The organism is Mycobacterium bourgelatii, assembly GCF_010723575.1.
Lineage (GTDB): Bacteria > Actinomycetota > Actinomycetes > Mycobacteriales > Mycobacteriaceae > Mycobacterium > Mycobacterium bourgelatii.
Map to the genome: position 1 here is coordinate 3,794,804 of NZ_BLKZ01000001.1, position 21,304 is coordinate 3,816,107.

Consider the following 21,304-nt stretch of genomic DNA (forward strand, 5'->3'; position numbering starts at 1 on the left):
AACGCATGACGCAGACATCGGAGCAACTCCTTCCCCCAATGAAATGGAACGCGTGGGGAGATCCCGCCGCGGCCAAGCCCCTTTCCGACGGCATCCGGGCTTTGCTGAAGCAGGCGGTGGGACTGGACGACTCCGAAAAGTCGGAACTCGAACCCGACCAGGTCAAAGTGCGTCCGTCCTCGTTGACCCAGGAACACCAGGACGCGCTGGCCAAGATCGTCGGCGCCGAATACTTCCGGACGGCCGACCGCGACCGGCTGCTGCACGCGGGCGGGAAGTCGACCCCAGATCTGCTGCGCCGCAAGGACACCGGCGTCCAGGACGCACCCGATGCGGTACTGCTGCCGGGCGATGACGACACCATCAGCGAAATCCTGCGGTACTGCTCCGAGCACGGCATCGCGATCGTCCCGTTCGGCGGCGGCACCAACGTCACCGGCGGGCTCGACCCGGTGCGCGCCGACTTCAGTGCGGTGATCTCACTCGATTTGCGGCGCTTCAACGAGTTGCACTCGCTCGACGAGGAATCCGGCATCGCCGAGTTGGGGGCGGGCGTCACCGGTCCCGACGCCGAACGCCTGCTCGGTGAGCACGGTTTCTCCCTCGGGCACTTCCCCCAGAGCTTCGAGTACGCCACCATCGGCGGCTTCGCCGCGACCCGCTCGTCCGGCCAGGACTCGGCCGGCTATGGCCGCTTCAACGACATGATCCTCGGGTTACGCCTGGTCACCCCGGTGGGCGTGTGGGATGTCGGGCGCGTGGCGGCGTCGGCCGCCGGGCCCGACCTGCGCCAGCTGGCCATCGGCTCGGAAGGCGTGTTGGGCGTCATCACCAAAGTGCGGCTGCGCGTGCACCGGAAACCGGAGACCACCCGATACGAGGCATGGTCATTCCCCGACTTCGCCACCGGCGCCGCGGCCCTGCGCGCCATCACCCAGACCGGCACCGGACCCACCGTCGTCCGGCTTTCCGACGAGGTCGAAAGCGGAGTCAACCTGGCCACGCACGAGGCGATCGGCGAAAACCAGTTCACCGGTGGATGTTTGGGCCTGACGTTGTTCGAGGGCACCAAGGAACACGCCGAGAGCCGGCATGCCGAGACACGCGCGCTGATCGAAGCCAACGGCGGCAAGTCGTTGGGCGAAGACCCGGCCCGCACCTGGGAGCACGGCAGGTTCAGCGCGCCGTATCTGCGCGACTCGCTGCTGGCCGCGGGCGCGCTGTGCGAAACGCTGGAGACCGCCACCCACTGGTCCAACCTCGGTGCGCTGAAAGCGGCTGTCACCGAGGCACTGACCACCTCACTCGCCGCCTCGGGCACCCCGGCCCTGGTGATGTGCCACATCTCGCACGTCTACCCGACCGGCGCCTCGCTCTACTTCACCGTCGTCGCCGGGCAGCGCGGCAATCCGCTCGAGCAGTGGTGGGCGGCCAAACGGGCGGCCTGCGATGCCATCATGGCCACCGGTGGAACGATCACTCACCACCACGCGGTCGGCGCCGACCACCGCGCCTGGATGTCCGACGAGGTGGGCGATCTGGGCGTGCAAGTGCTGAAGGCGGTCAAGGCGACCCTGGACCCGGCCGGAATTCTCAACCCCGGCAAACTGATTCCGTGACCTCGGATAGCCCGGCGAACCCCGGACAACTGAACCGGCGTGAGATCGCCAAGGTCACCGCGCTCACCAATCCGCTGTCGGGGCACGGCGCGGCGGTGCAGGCGTCGCAGCATGCCATTGCCCGGTTGCAGCAGCGCGGCGTGGAAGTCATCGAGATCGTCGGTGAAAACGCCGAGGATGCCCGTTACCTACTAGCCGCGGCGGTGGAGAAGGGCACCGACGCCGTCGTCGTCACCGGCGGCGACGGCGTCATCACCAATGCGCTGCAGGTGCTTGCGGGGACCGATGTTCCCTTGGGCATCATCCCCGCGGGCACCGGCAACGATCACGCGCGCGCATTCGGCATCCCCACAAGTGATCCCGACGCCGCCGCTGACATCGTCGTGGACGGTTACGCGGAAACCATTGATCTGGGCCAGATCCGGGACACCCACGGGGTCACCAAGTGGTTCGGCACCGTGGCGGCAACCGGTTTCGATTCCCTGGTCACCGATCGTGCGAATCGCATGACGTGGCCCCACGGACGGTTGCGTTACTACGTCGCCATGTTCGCCGAGCTGTCTCAGTACCGCGCTTTGCCGTTCCGGTTGGTGCTCGACGGTGATCAGGAGATCGAGGCCGACCTGACGCTGACGGCGTTCGGCAACACCCGCAGCTACGGCGGCGGACTACTGATCTGCCCGACCGCCGATCCCACCGACGGTCTGCTCGATATCACCATGGTCGCTGCGGGATCCCGGACGAAGTTGGTCCGCTTCTTCCCCACCCTCATGAAGGGCTCCCACGTGGAGCTGGACGAAGTGACCACCGCGCGAGCCAAGTCCATCCACGTCGAGTGCCCCGGCATCAACGTCTACGCCGACGGCGACTTTGCGTGCCCGTTGCCCGCCGATATCTCGGTAGTCCCGGCGGCGCTGCAGGTGCTGCGCCCCAAGCGATCCTGAACCGGCTCGTGTAACGACCGAAGGCCCGAACGCGAATTCTCTTCCAAACCGCTGGATACCCGGAGGATCAGGATCGGGAGGGCACATGGTGCGGTCGGGCAAAACCGGATTCGTCGCAGCCGCCGCGACAGCGGCAGCAACGTCCCTCGGCGCGTTGCTGTTTGCCGCTCCCCCGGCCCACGCCAGTGAGGTCGCGGCCTGGAACGGCGAGTACATCATGGCGCTCGGCACGAACGCCAAGACCGGCACCAGCATCGCCGCCAGCCAGAACGAGTTCGCCCATCGGACAATGGCTTCGATCAGCTCCACCTGCGCGGCGGGCGCCTGCGTCGCCACGGTGAACAACCCGGCCCCGCCGAAGAACGACACCATGCCACGGACCGTCGAATTCATCTGGAACGGGTCTCAATGGGTCCGGGAATTCACCTGGAAATGGGACTGCCTACTTCCCGACGGCACGATCGAATACGACCCGGCGAAATCGATCACGGTCTACACCCCAGGTGAGTACGGAATCCTCACCGGCGTCTTCCACACCGACATCCTCAGTGGTACCTGTAAGGGCAACGTCGACATGCCGGTTTCGGCGAAGCCCGCCACGCCGCCAGTCACATAACGCGGCTCAGCCGACGCCGCGGCTCAACCAGGTGACCTCACCCGCGTCGCCACCGTCGCGGTACACCTCGAGCGCCTCGTCCCACGCCGTCCCCAGCACCGAATCCAGCTCAGCGGCAAGGGTGTCGGCTCCTTGAGCCATCATCGCCCGCAACCGCATCTCGCCCACCATGATGTCCCCGTTGGCGCTCATCGCCCCGCTCCACAGGCCGAGCTGCGGGGTGTGGCTGAATCGCTGGCCGTCGACGCCGGGGCTGGGGTCCTCGGTGACTTCGAACCGCAGCACCGACCAGGAGCGCAGCGCGTTCGCCAACCGGGCGCCGGTCCCGACCGGACCCATCCAGTTGGTGACGGCGCGCAGCTGCCCGGGCATGGCCGGCTGCGGTGTCCATACCAAGTTCGCAGTGGCCTGCAGGGTCGACGACAACGCCCACTCGACATGCGGGCACACCGCCGCGGGCGAGGCGTGGATGTACACCACGCCGGTCGTCACGTCGGCGAACTGATTCGACGCATGCATCTTGTTGCTCCTTCGGCTCCACGAGGGACGTCTTCCCCAACGACCTGGTGAATCCGACGAGCAGGTGCTTGCGTCAATTTTTTTGTGTCGTGCGTGTCTATTGTGCCCTGTGGGACCCCTGTTGCGCTAGTGTGCAGTTTTCATTTGCTCGCTCTGGTGCGTGTCATCGGCCGTGCTCGGCCAAAACCGCGTCGGAAACCGCAGGCCAGATATCCAGCGCCCACTCACCGAAACCCCGATCGGTGAGCACCACCAACGCCAGGTCCGCCTCCGGATCTACCCAGATAAACCCACCCGCCTGCCCGAAATGACCGTAGGTGCGCGCCGAGTTGCGCGACCCGGTCCAATGCGGAGATTTGCCGTCCCGGATCTCGAAACCCAGCCCCCAGTCGTTGGGCCGCTGCACTCCGTACCCGGGCAGCACCCCGTCCAGACCGGGAAACTGTACGGCCGTCGCGTGGGCGTGCATCTGCTCCGAGACCGTCGACGGCCGGAGCAAATCGCCGGCGAAAGCGACCAGGTCGGCGACCGTCGACGACGCCCCGAACCCGGCCGCTGCCGTGCCGCCTTCCAACTTGGTGGTCGCCATGCCCAGCGGCTCAAAGACGGCCTCGGTCAGGTAATCGCCGAATTCGATCCCCGACTCACGCTGCACGGTTTCGGCCAGCACCGTGAACCCGTAGTTGGAGTAGATCCGGCGAGTCCCGGGTTCGGCCAGCACCTTGTTGGACTGCATGGACAGCCCCGAAGTGTGCGCCAAGAGGTGGCGGACGGTGGCCCCGGGCGGGCCGGCCTCGGTGTCGAGGTCGACCGCGCCCTCCTCGATCGCGACCTGAACCGCGCGGGCCACCAGCGGCTTGGTCACCGAGGCCAGCGCGAACACGCGCTCGGTCTCGCCGTGAGTGGCCAACACCGCGCCGGGCCCGATCACCGCGGCCGCGGCGTTCGACACCGGCCAGTCGTCAAGCGCGGCTAGCGCGTCTGGAGCCGCCATCACTTGCGCGCGATGTAGTAGTAGTTGATCGGATCCTTTTCGGCCTCGGCCACCAACACGTCGTCAAAACCGGCGTCCGCCAGCATCTTCTCGGCCAACTGACGGCCCCATGCCGCGCCCAGCCCGGCCCCGCCCAACGCCAGCGACACCGTCATGCAGTGCATCAACGAGACGGTGTAGAGGTAGGTGCTCATCGGCACCCCGACGTTGTCCTCGACGCGGCTCGACGCCTTCGTGTCGGCCATCAAGAACACGCCGCCCGGACGCAAGGCGCGGTGAATGTTCTCCAGCACTTTGGCCGGCTTCGCCTGGTCGTGGATGGCGTCGAACACCGTGATGACGTCGTAGGCCTCGACCGTGTCGAACTGGGGCAGGTCGTGGCTTTCGAAGGTCGCGTTCGTCAGACCCATGCGCTCCGCCTCGGCGATGCCCGCCGCGATCGCCTCGTCAGAGAAATCGATGCCGGTGAACCGGCTGGCCGGGAACGTCCGCGCCATCAGGTTCACGGCATGACCGCTGCCGCAGCCGAAGTCGGCCACATCGACACCGGACCGCAGCCGGTCGACGAGTCCGTCCGCCAAGGGCAACACGACGTCGATGAGCGCGGCGTCGAAAACCGCGCCACTCGTCTCCGCCATCAACTTGTGAAAGCGGGGGTATTCGCTGTAGGGCAGTCCACCCCCGGCACGGAAGCAGTCGACGATCTTTTGTTCGACACCGCTGAGCAGTGGCATGAATTGCGCTATCGCCGCGAGGTTGTCGGGCCCGGCCGCTCGGGTCAGCACCGCGGCGCGGTGGGCGGGCAACGAGTAGGTGGCGGTCTCGGGGTCGTACTCGATAACCCGCCCAGCTGTCATGCCGCCCAGCCACTCCCGGACATAGCGCTCGTTGAGGTCGGCGGCGGCGGCGATTTCGGCACTGGTGGAAGGCGGCAGGTCTGCCATCGCATCCAGAAGGCCGGTCTGATGTCCGACGCTCAGCAGAAGCGCCAGGCTGGCGTTGTCGATAGCGCCAACTATTCGTTCGCTGAAGTCTTCGACGGTCTCGGATGTTCCGGATGCTGTAGCCATGCGCCGCTCCTCGTCTCTGCTTCACACCGTAAGTTAGACGCCATGAGTCAGACAGTGCGCGGTGTGATTTCACGGAAAAAGGGCGAACCCGTCGAACTGGTAGACATCGTCATACCGGACCCGGGGCCCGGCGAGGCAGTCGTCGACATCATCGCGTGCGGCGTCTGTCATACGGACCTGACCTACCGCGAGGGCGGCATCAACGACGAGTACCCCTTCCTGCTCGGCCATGAGGCCGCGGGCAGGGTCGAAGCCGTCGGCCCGGGAGTCACCAGCGTGGAACCGGGCGACTTCGTCATCCTCAACTGGCGCGCGGTGTGCGGCCAATGCCGCGCCTGCAAGCGCGGCCGACCGAGCCTCTGCTTCAGCACTTTCAACGCCGAACAGAAGATGACGTTGACCGACGGCACCGAACTCACGCCGGCCTTGGGCATCGGCGCCTTCGCCGACAAGACGCTGGTGGCCGCGGGTCAATGCACCAAGGTCAACGACGAGGCCGACCCCGCCGTGGCCGGGCTGCTCGGTTGCGGCGTCATGGCCGGCATCGGCGCGGCGATCAACACCGGCGGCGTCACTCGCGACGACACGGTGGCGGTCATCGGCTGCGGCGGGGTGGGCGACGCCGCCATCGCCGGCGCCGCACTGGTGGGGGCGAAGAAGATCATCGCCGTCGACACCGACAACACCAAGCTCGACTGGGCCCGCAAGTTCGGCGCCACCCACACCATCAACGCCCGCGACCTAGACGTCGTCGAGACCATCCAGGACCTCACCGACGGCTTCGGCACCGACGTGGTGATCGACGCCGTCGGCCGCCCCGAGACCTGGAAGCAGGCCTTCTACGCCCGTGACCTCGCCGGAACCGTTGTGCTGGTGGGCGTTCCGACGCCCGACATGCGCCTGGAGATGCCGCTGGTGGACTTCTTCTCCCGCGGCGGCTCGCTGAAGTCGTCCTGGTACGGCGACTGCCTGCCGGAGCGGGACTTCCCCACCCTTATCGACCTGTATCTGCAGGGCCGACTTCCGCTGGACAAGTTCGTCTCGGAACGGATCGGCCTCGGCGACGTCGAAGAGGCATTCCACAAGATGCACGAGGGCAAGGTGCTGCGCTCGGTGGTGATCCTCTAGTGGCCCGCATCGATCGCGTCGTCACCCACGGCACCTTCGAACTCGACGGTGGCAGTTGGGAAGTCGACAACAACATCTGGCTGGTCGGCGACGACTCCGACGTGGTGGTGTTCGACGCCGCCCACTCGGCCCAGCCCATCATTGACGCCGTCGGCGGCCGCAATGTGGTGGCGGTGGTGTGCACGCACGGCCACAACGACCACGTCACGGTGGCGCCAGAACTCGGTGTGACGCTCGACGCGCCCGTACTGCTACACCCTGGCGATGACGTGTTGTGGCGGATGACCCACCCGGACAAGGACTTCCGCGCTGTTGCCGACGATGAGACATTGCGGGTGGCGGGCACCGAGCTGCGGGCGCTGCACACGCCGGGCCACTCCCCGGGTTCGGTGTGCTGGTATGCCCCGGAGCTGAAGGTGGTGTTCAGCGGTGACACCCTGTTCTCCGGCGGACCGGGCGCGACCGGGCGCTCCTACTCGGACTTTCCGACGATCCTGCACTCGATATCGGAACGGCTCGGCAAGTTGCCCGGCGAGACCATCGTGCATACCGGGCACGGCGACAGCACGACCGTCGGCGACGAGATCGTCCACTACGAGGAATGGGTAGCCCGCGGGCACTGAACCTTCTCCCGCGAGCGCGCGCAAAATGCCAGGAGTCACCGGCGTGTCGCGTGCATTTGCGCGCGCTCGCGCGGAAACAGCTCAGTAGCCGCCCAGGATCCGGCGCTCCTCGGCCCGGTACTCCTCTTCGGTCAGAGCGCCGGAGTTCCGCAGCGCCGCAATGGTTTTCAACCGTTCGACCTGAATGCCCTGACCGGTGGGTTCGTACGCGCCATGCGGTGTCGACGACACCCCCGGGTACTGCGGATAGCCGCTGCCATACCCATACGGTGACACGGTGACCGGACGTCGCGCCCGGGCCAGCCAACTGATCGACAGCACCAACCAGACCAGGCCAATGACGAACATCGTGACGAACACCCACACCAGATAGTCGTAGGAACTCGAGTGACCGAAGGCCAGTCGCGGGTTGATGTATCCCCCGGTCTGACCCTCGGTCGTCACCTGGTAGTCGCCCTCTTCGAAGACCTGGACCTTGAAGACTCGAATGTGTGCGTCGTTGTTGATCGTCGTTGAGGAGCCGATACTTTCGGCGATCTCCACTTTGGGCGCACTTGACGGTGGGGTGATCTCGAGACTGAGCGGCGGAACGGGCAGACCCCCGTCGCCGCCACCGACCACCAAGGCGTGCAGGCTGACGTTGACCTCGCCGGCGGGCAGATGCACGGTGCCAGAACCCGGGACCGCCACCTCACCGTAGGCGTCGAAGTCGTCGAGAAAGAACGCGTTGGCCACCAAGGCGATGATGAAGCCGATCACCGAAATCACCAGCGTCACGATGGCCAGCGTCAGCGAGGTCCTGGCGACTGCTCTGCTACTCATCCAGGCAGTGTGTCACGCAGGTCGACGCAAGAACAGCCCGTACGCAGCAAAACAAATCAAGATCACCACCGCGGTCACCGGCACCCACTCGCCCCACCTCTGATAGGGCGTGGCGTCCGCATGCGAAGCCCCATCCGAAGCAATGGGGACCTCGACGACGGTGACACCCCGCCAGTCCGAACCACACCACGCCAGCAGGCGGCCGCGCGCATCGAAGGCCGAGCTGTCACCGGACAACCCCACATGCACCACCGGGCGGCCCACCTCGACGGCACGCACCGCGGCCTGGGCGGCCAACTGCGGCTGCGCCCAAGTCCCTTGAAACGACGAGGTCGCACTCTGATACACCAGCAGCTGCGCCCCCAGCTGTCCCTCGCGGCGCGCCAGATCGGAGAAGGTCAGCTCGTAGCTGACCAACGGCCCGATCGCGAGCTCGCCGACATGCAACACCACCTGCCCGGTGCCACGCTGGCGGTCCGTCCCGGCCGCCTTGCTGTGCCGGGTGACCCACCCGAACAACGACCGCAACGGCACGTACTCACCGAACGGCACCAGCCGCGTCTTGCGGTAGCTGCCGACCACCCCGCCCGCGTCCAGGAGCACCGCCGACTTGTAGATGCCGCCACCGGGCGCCGCCGCGTCGACGTTGACCAACAGATCGGCGCCCACCCGACGCGACAATTCGGCCAGGCGAGCGACGACATCCGGGTGGCTGAGCAGGTCCAGCCCGACACTGCTTTCACCCCACACCACCAGGTCCACCGGCTGACCGACCAACGTCGCGGTGATCGATTCGGCGGCCTGCTGACGCGCCGCGGCATCGGCGATATCGCCAACCTGTACCAGCGCGACGCGCACCGTCGGACCGGGCGACGCAGCGGGCCCCAGCAAGTACCAGGCCGGACCGACGGCCGCGCACACCGCCGCACATCCGACCAGGGCCAGCCGAACGGCAGCGCGCCGGTGCAGGATCACCCCGGCCAAAGCGGTATTGGCCGCTGCCAGCAGAAAACTCGTCAGCCACACTCCCCCAACGGCGGCCGACGCCAGCGTGACGGGCTGGTTCCACTGCGACGCGCCCAACGCCCCCCAGGGCCCGCCCAACGACGGCAGCGATCGCACCGCCTCGGCCGAAACCCACGCGCTGGGCACCACCGCAACGGCGGCCACCGTGCGCCCAACGCTGACCGGCGCCGCCAACAATCGGTGCGCGGCCCAACCACACGGCAGCCACAGCGCACCCAGCCCTAAGCCCAGCAACAGCAGGAACGGACCGACGCTGCCCAGCAACCAGTACTGGTTGACCACCACGAACGCGCCCATACCCCACCAGCACCGCACCGCACCCGACCGTGACGACGGCGCCGCCCGCACCACCAACAGCAGCGGGACCAGCCCCACCCAGCCCAACCACCACCACGATGGAGCCGGAAAGGCGAGGGTCGGTAACGTCCCGCACATCGACGACGCCGCCCAGCCCGGTAACCGGCCGGGGAGGCGCTGTCGCAGTGTCTCCAAACCGACGCGCATGCCAATTAGAGCGCACACTATGTAGGGCACCACCGGCAAGAGGAGGGATAAGCATGGCCAACGATCTCATCGCCACCGTGCCTGATCTGTCGGGCAAGTTGGTAGTCATCACCGGCGCCAACAGCGGCCTGGGCTTCGGACTTGCCCGACGCCTGTCGGCGGCCGGTGCGGATGTGGTGATGGCGATCCGCAACCGGGCCAAAGGTGAGGCCGCGATCGAGGAAATTCGCAAGTCCGTCCCCGATGCCAAGCTGACCATCAAGAACCTCGACTTGTCGTCGCTGGCCTCCGTCGCCGCCCTGGGCGAACAACTCAATGCCGAGGGACGCCCGATCGACATCCTCATCAACAACGCCGGAGTGATGACGCCGCCCACCCGCGACACCACGGCCGACGGCTTCGAATTGCAGTTCGGCAGTAACCATCTGGGACACTTCGCGCTGACCGGACACGCGCTGCCGCTGCTGCGCGCCGCCCAGCGCGCACGGGTGGTTTCGCTGAGCAGCCTCGCCGCCCGCCGCGGCCGGATCAACTTCGACGACCCGCAATTCGAGAAGTCGTACAACGCGATGGCGGCCTACAGTCAGTCGAAGGTGGCGGTGTTGATGTTCGCGCGCGAACTGGACAAGCGCAGCCGCGCCGGCGGCTGGGGCATCGTGTCCAACGCCGCGCACCCCGGCCTGACCAAGACCAATCTGCAGATCAGCGGTCCGTCGCACGGCCGCGACAAGCCCGCGTTGATGGAGCGTTTCTACAAGGCGTCGTGGCGGTTCACACCGTTCCTGTGGCAGGAGATCGACGAAGGAATCCTGCCCGCGCTCTACGCGGCGGCCACGCCGCAGGCCGAAGGCGGCGCGTTCTACGGGCCCAGGGGTTTCTACGAGGCCGCCGGCGGCGGCGTCACCGAGGCCAAGGTACCCGCACAAGCCCGCAATGACGCTGACAACCAACGACTTTGGGAACTCTCCGAGCGGCTAACCGGCGTCAGATTCCCAACCTCCAACTGACATGGTGTCCGAGATCCGACTCCCCGAATCCATGCCCGTCGTCCGACCCGAACCGATGGAGAGCGCGACGTACACGGCGTCGTCGCGCCTACAAGCGGCCGGATTGTTGCCCGCCGTAAAGCTTTTCGAACGCGTCGCGGCCGAGATTCCGCTGCCGGCGCCCCCGTCGCCGATCGTCATCGCCGACTATGGCGCCGCCACCGGTTACAACTCGCTGCTGCCTCTTTCCACCGCGATCCAGGTGCTGCGTCGGCGCACCCGCCACGATCACGCGATCCTGGTCACGCACACCGACGTCGCGGACAACGATTTCACCGCGCTGTTTCGGACCGTGACCGATGACCCGGACAGCTATCTGCAGCACGACACGGCGACGTTCACCTCCGCAATCGGGCGGTCGTTCTACACCCAGATCCTGCCGACCAAGACCGTCAACCTCGGCTGGAGCTCGTGGGCCATCCAGTGGCTCAGTCGGCTTCCCGCTCCACTGCCCGACCACATCCAAGTCGCCTACAGCAGCGACAAGAGGGCGCGCCAGGCCTACGCCGCGCAGGCCGCGACGGACTGGCAGGACTTTCTGGCATTTCGCGGACGCGAACTGTGCCCAGGCGGAAAGCTGGTCATCTTGACGATGGCTCTGGACGAGAACCACGAATTCGGGTACCGCCGGTTCAACGAGGCGTTCATGACGGCACTCCACGATTTGGTGCATGACGGACTGTTGCGTCACGAAGAGGTACGGCGCATGGCGGTTCCCGTGTTTGCGCGCAGCGAGGAAGACATGCGCGCGCCGTTCCAACCGAAGGGACGCTTCGAGGGCCTGGTTATCGAGCAGCTCGAGGTGTTCAACGCCGAGGACCGCTTTTGGACCCGATTCCAAAAGGATGGGGACGCGGAGAATTTCGGGGCGCAGTGGGCGGCGTTCGCGCGCGCAGCTATCTTTCCCAGCCTGCGCGTAGGGCTCGACGGCGGCGTCAACGATCCGCGCGGGTCGGAATTCATTCAGCAATTGGAAGCCGCGCTGGCCGAGCGGTTGGCGCGGTCACCCGAACCGACGCAGATTCCTCTGGCCTCATTGGTGCTGGTCAAGCAGCGAACTGGGTGAGCTGTTTCGACCCGACGCCCCAGTGGGTAACCCTGATCACAGGGTCGACCACAACTAATTCGCACATCACAGGGGGCGAGACGGTAATGACCAACCAGGACACGGCGCAGGCTGAGGACCACGGGCAGGGACCGGCCAGCGAAGACACTGACGACCGAGCACGCGACGACAAGCCGAGCGACGGCACGCTCAAGGAAAAGCCGGAACCAGACGAGGACGCCAAGGAAAAGGCCGCCGAGATGATGAAGTCCTACGAGGACCGTCCGACGCTGGTCGTGCCGGGCAGCGGCGGCGCGATATCCGGTACCGCGGTGAACGACTGGCTCGACGACGACGGCAATCCCAAATTCGCCGACGACGAGGATTCACCGGCGAACAAGGCCAAAAACGACTCCGGCGACTCCGCCGATTCGGGCGACTCCGGTGACGCCGGTGACCAGAAACCCCGCGACGACGATTCCGAGGACCACACCAAGAAGGCCAGGAACGTGACTGGTGAGGATTCGACCACCGCGTCCGAAGGTGACAAAACTCGCGGTGAGGCGGCCGAAGACCGCGAGCGCGAAAAGCAGAGCAAGTCGATGGAAGAGCAGATCGAAGAAGACAAGGCCTTCAACAAGAAGGTCATCGAGGAATCTGAGTACACGCCGCAGGGTTCCGACCAAGGGTCAAAAGAAAGCAAACAAGCCGCCAGTTAGCTGGCAGCGCCGCCGGGGTTCGGTCCGATCTGGCCGGACCCCGTTTGCGGTCGGCGCCGATACCAACGCATGGTTCGAGACCTCGGCTCCGGCGCGGCATTTGAATCGGCTTCGGACGGTTCGTCGGCCGGTTCTTGCGCAAGCGGCGCCGTCTCCGTCTCCGTCTCCGTCGGAGCGGCCGGGGCGGGCGGCAGCGGCACGGCTCGGCCGTCGTCTGCCGGCCCATGCGCGCCCCGCAACGCCCCACCGATGGCGGCGACGAGTTGCGGGCGCGGCGTCGAAATGATCGGCACGCCAAAGTGTCCCGACAGCGTGGTGGTTACCGCCGGAATGTTGGCGCCGCCGCCGACCGCGATGATCCCGGCCAGGCCCGGAATTCCGCTGCGGCTCAACGTTTGTTCTAGCACCCGCACAAAACCGTCCAATGGCTCGCGGATGGTTTCCTCGAAATCGTCTCTAGAGAGCCGTATCTCGCCGTGCGGCAGCCCATCGGCCAACGAGGTGAAGGTCGTCGCCGAGAGCCGCTCCTTCGCAATGCGGCACTGTCCGCGCAGCCGGGCCAGCGAGCCGATCGCCGATATGCTGTCCGGGTCGAGTCCGCCGGTGCTGGGCAGTTCGGACATGACGTAGGTCAGCAACAGCTGATCGATCATGTCGCCGGAAAATCCGTGATGGCGCACCGTCGGTGCGACCGGTCGATACTCGCTGGCGGCGTCGATCAAGGTGAGGCTCGTTCCACTGCCACCGAAGTCGCACACCGCGATCGTGCCGCTGGCGGCGATGCCCGGTTGGGTCCGGACGGCGAACAGCACCGCGGCGGCGTCAGGGATCAGTACCAGCGGGTTCGTCCGGTTCGACCATTCCGACACCCGGCTCAAAGCGCGACCCAACGCGTCCACCGCCGCCGATCCCCAGTGCGCGGGATAGGACACGGTGATGTGGTCGGGCATGGGGCGCCCGCCCGTCGCCGTATAAGCCAGCGCACGCAATCCGTCGGCAACCAAGGCCTCGCTGCGATGCGTCGAACCGTCGGCCGCCACGATTCCGGCGGGCTCCCCCACTCGGTCCACGAAGTCGGTCAGCACCAACCCCGGTTCGTCCAATCTCGGGTTTTCCGAAGGGATTCCGACTTCCGGCGGCCGCTGCCGGTACAGCGTCAGCACGGGTTTGCGGGTGATGGCGTGATCGGGCGTCACCACCGCCAGGTTGGTGGCGCCGATCGACAACCCCAGCGCGGGCCTTGGTCTTTCTGCCATCTGCCCCATCCCCCGTGTTTCGGTCAGCGGATCGTGCCCGCGCCGGGGATCAGCGGCAGGTCCAACGCGGTGACCCAGCCCGGTGGCAAGTCGTTGACCGCCGGGACGGCGTTCAGCGCCCGCAGGCCGGTCGCCAAGCATCCCGCGGCCGCCGCATCCCGGCCCGAGCCGTCGGTGAAGCGGAACGCGGTCTCCTGAAAGATGCTCGGCGTCCCTTCGATGTCGACCCGATAGACGTCGTTGTCGTGACCCGTCGGCCAGTCCGGAGCGGCGTCGAGCCCAATGCGGTTGACGTGCTCGAGTTGGATGCGCGTCTCACCCTGATAGATGCCGTTGATGGTGAATCGGACGGCGGCGACCTGGCCGGCCTTGATGACGCCCTTCGCCGACTTGCGGTCGGTCGGAGTCACCCATTTTTCCCAGGTGGTGGTCATCTCGTCGAGCATGATGCCGGCGGCGTGGGCGATCATCGGCACGGTGGCGCCCCACGCGAAGATCAGCACGTCGCTGTTTTCCAGCATCGGGCTGTACTCGGGTTCGCGCCCGATGCCCATCTCCTTTTCGTAGTCGCCTTCGTAATTGGTGTAGTCCAGCAATTCCGAGGCCCGAACTTTGCGCACTTCGGAGCACAGACCCATCAGCGTCATCGGGAAAAGGTCGTTGGCGAAGCCCGGGTCGATGCCGGTGGTGAAGCAGGACGCCTCGCCGAGTTCGCACGCCTCGGTGATCGGCGTGATCCAGTTCGGTGGGTTGAGGTGCATGGTCGGCCAGATCCAGGGCGTCATCGCGGTCGAGCACACGTCGATGCCGGCCCGCAGGAAGCGGGTGATGAGCAGGATGTTGTCCTTGGCGTGCATCGCCGTCGGGCCGTAGTGCACCAGGGCGTCGGGCTTGAGCGCGATCAGCGCGTCGACGTCGTCGGTGGCCGTGATGCCCACCGGTTCGGGGAGCCCGCAGATGTCGGCGACGTCGCGGCCCACCTTGTCCGGGTTGCTGACGCCGACTCCGACCAATTCGAACAGCGGGTGCTTGAGGATCTCGGGGATCACCATCTTTCCCACGAATCCGGTGCCCCACACGACTACCCGCTTGGAGCCTCGCCTCGAGCCGTGTTCCGACATCAGCACCTCCGCACATCCGGTTCGGGTTCCACCCTAGGCGCACCCGAATTTCGCTTTCGGTGAGGACTTGGACTTCTAAGGAACAGGGCCCGCAAAGCCTCTGGTGCGGCGCGGTGCGTGGTGACACGATGGGAAACCATGACGACTCGATTGTTGACACCCGCGATGCTGTTGGCTCTCGGAATCGGCTTTGTCGGCACGTGCGGTGCAGCAAGCGCCATACCCGACCCGCCGAAGGTTCGTTATGAGGTGAGCGGCGGCGGCATGGCCGAATACATCACCTACCAGACCCGCAACGGTCAGACGAAGTTGGCGAACGTGCCCTTGCCGTGGTCGACTGAGCTGCAAGGCTTCTGGGCGCAGCAGTATGTGCTCAGCGCGCAGGGCCAAGGCACCATCGCGTGCCGGATCCTGCTTGACGGCACCCTGGTGAACGACGCGCATTCCACCGGAACGCCCGGACGAACCATCTGTACGCACTCATGACGGACCTCAAGACCAGCATTCCGACCCGGGAGAACGGCGTCCCCCCGCCAGAGGTCCCGCTCAGCGAGATCGACCTCGGATCATTGGATTTTTGGGCACGCAACGACGACTTTCGTGACGGCGCCTTCGCCACCTTGCGGCGTGAGGCGCCTATTTCGTTCTGGCCCGCCATCGAAATGGAGGGCTTTGTCGGCGGAAACGGGCATTGGGCGCTGACCATGCACGACGACGTGCACTACGCCAGCCGGCATCCCGAGATTTTCAGTTCCAGCCCCAACATCGTGATCAGCGACCAGACCCCGGAGCTGGCCGAGTATTTCGGCTCGATGATCGTGATGGACGATCCCCGCCATCAGCGGCTGCGCTCGATCGTCAGCCGGGCGTTCACGCCGCGGGTGGTGGCCCGCATCGAGGAGTCGGTGCGCGATCGCGCGCATCGGTTGGTGGCGGCGATGAAAGCCAACCACCCGGACCGGCAGGCCGATCTGGTCAGCGAGCTCGCCGGCCCGCTGCCCTTGCAGATCATCTGCGACATGATGGGCATCCCCGAAGAGGACCATCAAAAGGTATTCCATTGGACCAACGTGATTCTCGGCTTCGGCGACCCCGATCTGGCGACGGATTTCGAGGAGTTCTTCAAGGTGTCGATGGATATCGGCGCTTATGCCGCCGCGCTGGCCGACGACCACAGAGGCTCTAGTGTCAACCATCACGACGATCTGACCACCAGCCTGGTGGAGGCCGAGGTCGATGGAGAACGCCTGGCGTCGTCGGAGATCGCGACGTTCTTCATCCTGCTCGTGGTGGCGGGCAACGAGACGACGCGCAATGCGATCAGCCACGGGGTCCTGGCCCTGTCGCAGTATCCGGAAGAGCGGCAGAAGTGGTGGTCGGACTACGAGGCGTTGGCGCCGACGGCGGTCGAGGAGATCGTGCGGTGGGCGTCCCCCGTGGTCTACATGCGGCGCACCCTCACCCGCGACATCGAGATGCGCGGCGTCCAGATGGCCAAGGGTGACAAGGTCACGCTGTGGTACAACTCGGCCAACCGCGACGAGTCAAAGTTCGACAATCCCTGGGCTTTTGACCTGGCGCGCGACCCCAATCCGCACGTCGGCTTCGGCGGCGGCGGGGCCCATTTCTGCCTGGGCGCGAACCTGGCGCGCCGCGAGATCAGGGTGGTGTTCGACGAGCTGCGGCGCGAAATGCCCGACATCGTCGCGATCGACAAGCCGGCCCGTCTGCTGTCGCAGTTCATTCACGGCATCAAGCGCCTCCCCGTCGCCTGGTAGCGGGCTGTCCCGCTTCCTCGCGAGCAGACGCAAACTCGTACGCAGAACGGCAATTCCATACAACTTTGCGTCTGCTCGGCAGCTAGAGGGGCCTACTAGAGGAACGAGTTTTCCGCGGTGAGGCCGCGTTCGGGAATCGCCCCCATCGCGAAGGTCTCGGCGTTACCCAGCCCGGTGCCGCCGCCGACCGGATCCTCCACGCGCACCAGCAGATCCCGCAGTTGATGCACCTGGCGAGCGACCTCGGGCCGGTCGCAATTCGTCACGTGATTACCCTCCACCTTGAGCTCGCCAACCCACTGGCCGTAGATCCAGTCGTTCCAGCCGTAATAGCCCGCAGTACCGAGGTGGAAGCCGGTCGGTCCGGCTGCGGTGATCGTCAAAGGCCGCTTGCTGCCATCGGATTCGGTCAGCGTGATGGTTCCGTGGGTGAAGCGCCGGTTGGCGTCGTCGAAATGTAAGTCTTGCTCGACGGCAGCGAATCGGTAGGAGGTGCCGTCGTCGTTCTGTTGTTCGGCTTGGTAGCGGGTGGATTCGAAGCCCTCACCCCTTTCCTGTTGGAAGAAGACGAACAGCGAGTACGCGGATCCGTCCGGACGCGTCAGCGTCATGGGGCACCAGGTCATGAACATCTGCGCGATGCGTCGACCGCCCCTCGGCAGGCCGGGAATCGGCTTCCCGACGCCGGGCCGCAGCCCCCAGGAGTGGTCACGAACGCAGATCCACTCATCGGGCTTCACCTCGGTGCGGACGCCGTCGAGTTCCACCCAGCCTGACGCCACACCAATCTGGTGATAGCGCAACACGTTATGGGTGACCCGGTACCCATCGGGGCTGCGGTCCGGCCACGGGTCCTCGAGCGCGGCGTCGAAGCTGCCGCGCAGGGTGACGTCGAATGCGATGGGGCCATGCTCGGTCTTGTCCAGTGCGACCCGGACGGCCCGCAACGGTTCGATGACGCTGTAGTGGATGGGTCCGACGTCGGTGGCCGACGGGTTCGATGACAGTCGTCGGCCCGCCCGCACGGTCCACTGCTCGGTGCCCCGGCACACGCCCGCGGCGCCGTCGAACACTCCCCGGTTCGTGTACTTGCCGACGCCGAGGCACAACTGCAAGGAGTTGTCGCGCGCGTGGGCGGTGGTCCAGATCTTCTCGGTCCAAGACGGGTCCGATTGGCTGACGGTGGCAAAGGTGTCGATGATCTGATGCGTCAACAGTTCGTCTTCGGGAACGAGACCGCCGTAATTGGTGGACAGCAAGCAATCGCCCCCTCGCCTGACGGTTCACAGCCGATTTGTAATGCCTAGCAGTGTGACATTTGACGGTATAGATGTAAAGTACAGTAATGCCCGCCCGAGTGCCTCCCAACGCCGAGTCGTCGACCCGGCGGCGGATCCTGGCCGCCACCTTCGTGGTGCTCGCGCGCAGCGGACGCAAGCGGTTGATGTTGTCCGAGGTGGCCGCCGAGGCCAAGGTGTCCCGGCCCACTCTTTACCGGTACTTCCCCTCCAAGGAGGAGTTGCTCGCCGCATTCGGACTTTACGAGCAGGACATCTTCGACGCCGGCATGGCGCAGGCCGTCGCCGGTCTACGGGGGCCCGAAAGGCTCGATGCGGCTTTGCAATTCGTCGTCGACTTCCAGCACACCTACTCGCTGGGGTTCTTGGCTGACACCGAACCCGAACACGTTCTCGCGCAGATGAAGCGGGTCATGCCCATCCTGCACGAGCGCATCGTTCGGCTGATCCCCGGCGAGAATGCCGACCTGGCCGCGGCGACCGTGGTGCGGGTGGCCGTGTGCCATTACCTCATTGCCGGTGGCGACCGCGATCGGTTCCTGGCCGAATTGCGTTATGCCGCTGGGATTGACCCACTACGTACATCACGCTCGGCTTAGCCGCTCCACCGGGTCAGCCAGCCACGAGCAGATCCGCTCGGCGATCAGGTCGGGTTTCTCCAGGTGCAGGAAATGCCCCACACCGTCGATCAAGTCGAATGCCGAGCCCGGCGTTGGCAGGTGATCCGGCACTCCGCCCAGGAGTTCGGCGCCGAGCCCGCCGTCAGTGGTTCCGTGCAGATACAGGGTGGGTATGGTCGGCGGTGAAAACGTTGCCGCGGCTTCCTTTTCCGACGCCGGATCCGCAAATTCGGGATTGAATGTGGCGCGATACGGGTTGATGACACCGCTGATGGTTTCGGCGGTCACGTGCTCGCGCAGCCACAGAATATCTTGTGTCGCATCGTAGCCGGGCGACCAGTCGGCCCACAGCGATTCCCAGAAGCCCGGTTGCAGCAGGGCGGTCTCGGCGAGGCCGACCTGCTGGATGAACCAGATGTAGAAAGATCGCTTGATCTGGGCATAGTTGAACATCGCGTCGGCCAACACGGCTGGCGGCGGTACGGCAATAGTTACCAAGCGGGAGAACGCATTTGGATCAGTTCCTACGGCGCCGTATGAGGCATAGGCGCCCCAGTCGTGACCGATCAGCACACCCCGTTTGTCGCCCCGATAAGCGCGACGCACCGCCAAGACATGTCGCACGTAGGTGCCGGTGTCGATGGGTCCCGACACCGGCGCGTCATACCCAGGTAGCCACGGCGCCACCACCCGATAGCCGCGGTCGGCGAGGACGGGACCCAGGTGGCGCCACGTGTGCGGGGTGTCGGGGAACCCGTGCACGAGGACGGCCAATGGTTTGGTCGTGTCCTCGATGGCTCCGAATGAGAGCGCCTTGATCATAAGGGAGTACTTTACAGGCTGCAGGTCTGATGTAAGGCAATTGCTATTTACATCCCGGACTCAATATGTAAATCTTCACCTATGGCGGGACTGTCCCTCGGCCAACGTGACCTGGCCGCCACGCGCGCCGGATTAGCCCGCTGGTTTGAGCACAAGTTCGGCAGGACGGCCGACGTCGGCGAGTTGCGGCCCGCCAACCGGGCGGCGGGATGGTCGAGCACCAGTCTGCTGTTCGCCGTCGCACAGGCGGGTGACACGCGGGAATTCGTGGTACGGATCCCGCCGGCGGGAGGCGGGATCTACGCGGAATACGACTTAGACAGCCAGACCCGAACCCATCAGTTGTTGAGCCGGCACGGGATCGCCACCCCTTCACCAACCCACTACGAACCCGACACTTCGTGGCTCGGTTCGAGCTTCCTGGTGATGCCACGCATCGTCGGCCACACCCCTTCCGACACGTCCTACGCGCTGCGCGGCTGGTTGCACGACGCAGGCTCCCAGGTGCAGCGCCGTGTGCATGATTCATTCCTCGACACACTCGTTGCCCTGCAACGTGTTCCGGTCAGCGAGGCACCGTGGCTCAAGCGTCCCACCGGCGTTGGCAACGATGCCGAGCTGACCTGGTGGCGGGAGTACATCCAATGGGCCACCGACGACCAGGTTCCCGACGTGATCAGCCGCGCCTTCGATTGGCTGCGCCGCCACCAACCTCCCGACCCACCTGAGCTCACCGTGTGCTGGGGAGACGCCCGGTTGTCCAACGCCATCTTCGATGACAGCGGGCAGATCGTCGGTGTCCTGGACTGGGAGCAGGCGTGCCTCTGCCCCGCCGAAACCGACTTCGCCTGGTGGCTGGCGACCCGTCAGCAAACCATGGAGGTCCACGGCATCCAGGCCGACCCCGAACTACCCGGGTTCGACAGCCGCGAGGACGTCATCCGCCGCTACGAAGAGATGATCGGCCGGCCGCTGCAGGCGTTGCGTTGGTACGAGATCTTCGCGATGGTCCGGATGGGCTGCTGCATCGTGCGCGTGCAATGGCTGCTGCGCAGTATCGGACAGGGCGACCACGGGCTCACCCGGGCCCCGATCATGCCGGCCTGGACCATCGAAGCGGTCACGACCTAGACGTCATAGACCAACAACACCCGCGGATACACGGTCAACCACTCGGGTGGCTGCGGAATGCGGGCGACCTGAGTGGCTCGCTCCCCCAGCCACTCCAGCGCCGCTCGGTGCGCGCCGACCCGCGCCGGCCGAAACGGGTAGCGGTAGTACCGCGCAAACGCCTCCACGTGCAGCAACAGCAGCGCCCTGCCGAACCGCCCGTCCGGCACATCCTCGAACACGATGATGCGCCGACGCGCGACGCGGTGGCACTCCGCAATCAAGGCCATCGGGTCATGGCTGTGATGCAGCACCTCACTGACCACGACATGATCAAATGTGTTGTCCGGAAACGGAATCGATGTGCCGTCGAACCGGCGGAACGGAATCTCGACCTGTCGGAAGTCCTTGACGTCTATGCCCATCGGGTCGGCCCCGTACATGTCGCGCAGATAGAGCGACAGACGTCCCGTTCCGCAGCCGACGTCGAGCAGGGTGTCGCCCGCGCCGAGATAGCCTGCAAGCGCTTGGGCTTGGTCGCGCAATCGGTCTGCCGGCTTCAGGACGCGAAGCGCCGTTGTGAGCACCTTCGAAGCTCCCCGCGGTTTATTGTCGAGACTGCCG

The 21,304-nt window shown here is 65.8% G+C and carries 20 protein-coding genes and 2 pseudogenes; 12 read left to right on the plus strand and 10 right to left on the minus strand.

The window, feature by feature from the left end:
• Window positions 1-38: 38 nt before the first annotated feature.
• From G6N68_RS16480 to G6N68_RS16490, 3 genes are all read left to right on the plus strand, one after another.
• Complete coding sequence (locus tag G6N68_RS16480) at window positions 39-1,619, plus strand: FAD-binding oxidoreductase (RefSeq protein WP_205351488.1); 1,581 nt, start codon at window positions 39-41, stop codon at window positions 1,617-1,619.
• Window positions 1,616-2,563 carry a diacylglycerol kinase gene (locus G6N68_RS16485; RefSeq protein WP_163714307.1) on the plus strand — a complete coding sequence of 316 codons (948 nt, stop codon included), beginning with the start codon at window positions 1,616-1,618 and terminating at the stop codon, window positions 2,561-2,563. The genes G6N68_RS16480 and G6N68_RS16485 overlap by 4 nt, the downstream gene beginning before the upstream one ends.
• Window positions 2,564-2,648: 85 nt before the next feature.
• A complete protein-coding gene (locus G6N68_RS16490; protein ID WP_163714310.1) occupies window positions 2,649-3,179 on the plus strand; it encodes an Rv2253 family sensor-like surface protein in 531 nt (176 codons plus the stop codon).
• Window positions 3,180-3,185: 6 nt separating this feature from the next.
• Here the strand turns inward: G6N68_RS16490 and G6N68_RS16495 are convergent, their stop codons facing one another.
• From G6N68_RS16495 to G6N68_RS16505, 3 genes are all read right to left on the minus strand, one after another.
• Window positions 3,186-3,698: a DUF3145 domain-containing protein gene (locus G6N68_RS16495; protein WP_163714313.1), complete on the minus strand. Its 513-nt coding sequence runs from the start codon at window positions 3,696-3,698 to the stop codon at window positions 3,186-3,188.
• Between the two features lie 163 nt (window positions 3,699-3,861).
• A complete protein-coding gene (locus tag G6N68_RS16500) occupies window positions 3,862-4,692 on the minus strand; it encodes a serine hydrolase domain-containing protein (RefSeq protein ID WP_163714316.1) in 831 nt (276 codons plus the stop codon).
• On the minus strand, window positions 4,692-5,762 hold the full coding sequence (locus G6N68_RS16505; RefSeq protein WP_163714319.1) for a class I SAM-dependent methyltransferase: 1,071 nt from the start codon (window positions 5,760-5,762) through the stop codon (window positions 4,692-4,694). Before G6N68_RS16505 ends, G6N68_RS16500 begins: the two co-directional genes overlap by 1 nt.
• A 42-nt stretch (window positions 5,763-5,804) precedes the next feature.
• Here G6N68_RS16505 and G6N68_RS16510 point away from each other — a divergent pair, with 42 nt between their 5' ends.
• Together G6N68_RS16510 and G6N68_RS16515 are read left to right on the plus strand one after the other, a co-directional pair.
• Complete coding sequence (locus G6N68_RS16510; RefSeq protein WP_163714322.1) at window positions 5,805-6,890, plus strand: S-(hydroxymethyl)mycothiol dehydrogenase; 1,086 nt, start codon at window positions 5,805-5,807, stop codon at window positions 6,888-6,890.
• The gene (locus G6N68_RS16515) at window positions 6,890-7,513 is read left to right on the plus strand and encodes an MBL fold metallo-hydrolase (RefSeq protein ID WP_163714325.1); all 624 of its coding nucleotides are present in this window, start codon (window positions 6,890-6,892) and stop codon (window positions 7,511-7,513) included. Before G6N68_RS16510 ends, G6N68_RS16515 begins: the two co-directional genes overlap by 1 nt.
• Before the next feature lie 81 nt (window positions 7,514-7,594).
• Here the strand turns inward: G6N68_RS16515 and G6N68_RS16520 are convergent, their stop codons facing one another.
• Complete coding sequence (locus G6N68_RS16520; RefSeq protein WP_163714328.1) at window positions 7,595-8,335, minus strand: SHOCT domain-containing protein; 741 nt, start codon at window positions 8,333-8,335, stop codon at window positions 7,595-7,597.
• 12 nt (window positions 8,336-8,347) lie between these two features.
• Window positions 8,348-9,865, minus strand: coding sequence for an apolipoprotein N-acyltransferase (gene lnt, locus G6N68_RS16525; RefSeq protein WP_163714330.1), 1,518 nt, complete (start codon window positions 9,863-9,865; stop codon window positions 8,348-8,350).
• Between the two features lie 53 nt (window positions 9,866-9,918).
• Between lnt and G6N68_RS16530 the strand changes: the two genes are divergently transcribed.
• The 3 genes and pseudogenes from G6N68_RS16530 to G6N68_RS32110 all read left to right on the plus strand — a co-directional run.
• On the plus strand, window positions 9,919-10,872 hold the full coding sequence (locus G6N68_RS16530) for an SDR family oxidoreductase (RefSeq protein ID WP_163714333.1): 954 nt from the start codon (window positions 9,919-9,921) through the stop codon (window positions 10,870-10,872).
• A 1-nt stretch (window position 10,873) separates the two neighbouring features.
• Window positions 10,874-11,977, plus strand: coding sequence for a class I SAM-dependent methyltransferase (locus tag G6N68_RS16535; RefSeq protein WP_163714336.1), 1,104 nt, complete (start codon window positions 10,874-10,876; stop codon window positions 11,975-11,977).
• Window positions 11,978-12,216: 239 nt separating this feature from the next.
• Window positions 12,217-12,507, plus strand: a pseudogene (locus tag G6N68_RS32110) (hypothetical protein); the annotation flags it as partial.
• Between the two features lie 224 nt (window positions 12,508-12,731).
• Here G6N68_RS32110 and G6N68_RS16545 read toward each other — a convergent pair.
• Both G6N68_RS16545 and G6N68_RS16550 read right to left on the minus strand, forming a co-directional pair.
• Window positions 12,732-13,931 (minus strand): annotated as a pseudogene (locus G6N68_RS16545) (Hsp70 family protein); the annotation flags it as partial.
• A 23-nt stretch (window positions 13,932-13,954) separates the two neighbouring features.
• Entirely contained in the window at window positions 13,955-15,052 is a 1,098-nt protein-coding gene (locus tag G6N68_RS16550) for an NAD(P)H-dependent amine dehydrogenase family protein (RefSeq protein ID WP_163714342.1), read from the minus strand.
• A 138-nt stretch (window positions 15,053-15,190) separates the two neighbouring features.
• Here G6N68_RS16550 and G6N68_RS16555 point away from each other — a divergent pair, with 138 nt between their 5' ends.
• Window positions 15,191-15,538, plus strand: coding sequence for an MmpS family transport accessory protein (locus G6N68_RS16555; RefSeq protein WP_163714345.1), 348 nt, complete (start codon window positions 15,191-15,193; stop codon window positions 15,536-15,538).
• Window positions 15,535-16,830, plus strand: coding sequence for a cytochrome P450 (locus G6N68_RS16560; protein WP_163714348.1), 1,296 nt, complete (start codon window positions 15,535-15,537; stop codon window positions 16,828-16,830). The genes G6N68_RS16555 and G6N68_RS16560 overlap by 4 nt, the downstream gene beginning before the upstream one ends.
• Before the next feature lie 95 nt (window positions 16,831-16,925).
• Here G6N68_RS16560 and G6N68_RS16565 read toward each other — a convergent pair whose 3' ends face one another.
• Window positions 16,926-18,089 (minus strand): Rv3169 family protein, encoded by a 1,164-nt coding sequence (locus G6N68_RS16565; protein WP_163714351.1) that lies wholly within the window; start codon window positions 18,087-18,089, stop codon window positions 16,926-16,928.
• Window positions 18,090-18,175: 86 nt separating this feature from the next.
• Here G6N68_RS16565 and G6N68_RS16570 point away from each other — a divergent pair, with 86 nt between their 5' ends.
• Complete coding sequence (locus tag G6N68_RS16570; protein WP_163714354.1) at window positions 18,176-18,727, plus strand: TetR/AcrR family transcriptional regulator; 552 nt, start codon at window positions 18,176-18,178, stop codon at window positions 18,725-18,727.
• On the opposite strand, the gene G6N68_RS16575 is transcribed toward G6N68_RS16570, so the two are convergent.
• Window positions 18,713-19,570, minus strand: a complete 858-nt coding sequence (locus G6N68_RS16575) for an alpha/beta fold hydrolase (RefSeq protein ID WP_163714357.1) — start codon at window positions 19,568-19,570, stop codon at window positions 18,713-18,715. The two genes, G6N68_RS16570 and G6N68_RS16575, sit on opposite strands and share 15 nt — an antisense overlap.
• An 81-nt stretch (window positions 19,571-19,651) precedes the next feature.
• Between G6N68_RS16575 and G6N68_RS16580 the strand changes: the two genes are divergently transcribed.
• On the plus strand, window positions 19,652-20,701 hold the full coding sequence (locus G6N68_RS16580; protein WP_163714360.1) for a phosphotransferase family protein: 1,050 nt from the start codon (window positions 19,652-19,654) through the stop codon (window positions 20,699-20,701).
• On the opposite strand, the gene G6N68_RS16585 is transcribed toward G6N68_RS16580, so the two are convergent.
• Window positions 20,698-21,267 carry a class I SAM-dependent methyltransferase gene (locus G6N68_RS16585; protein WP_163714363.1) on the minus strand — a complete coding sequence of 190 codons (570 nt, stop codon included), beginning with the start codon at window positions 21,265-21,267 and terminating at the stop codon, window positions 20,698-20,700. The two genes, G6N68_RS16580 and G6N68_RS16585, sit on opposite strands and share 4 nt — an antisense overlap.
• Between the last annotated feature and the right edge of the window lie 37 nt (window positions 21,268-21,304).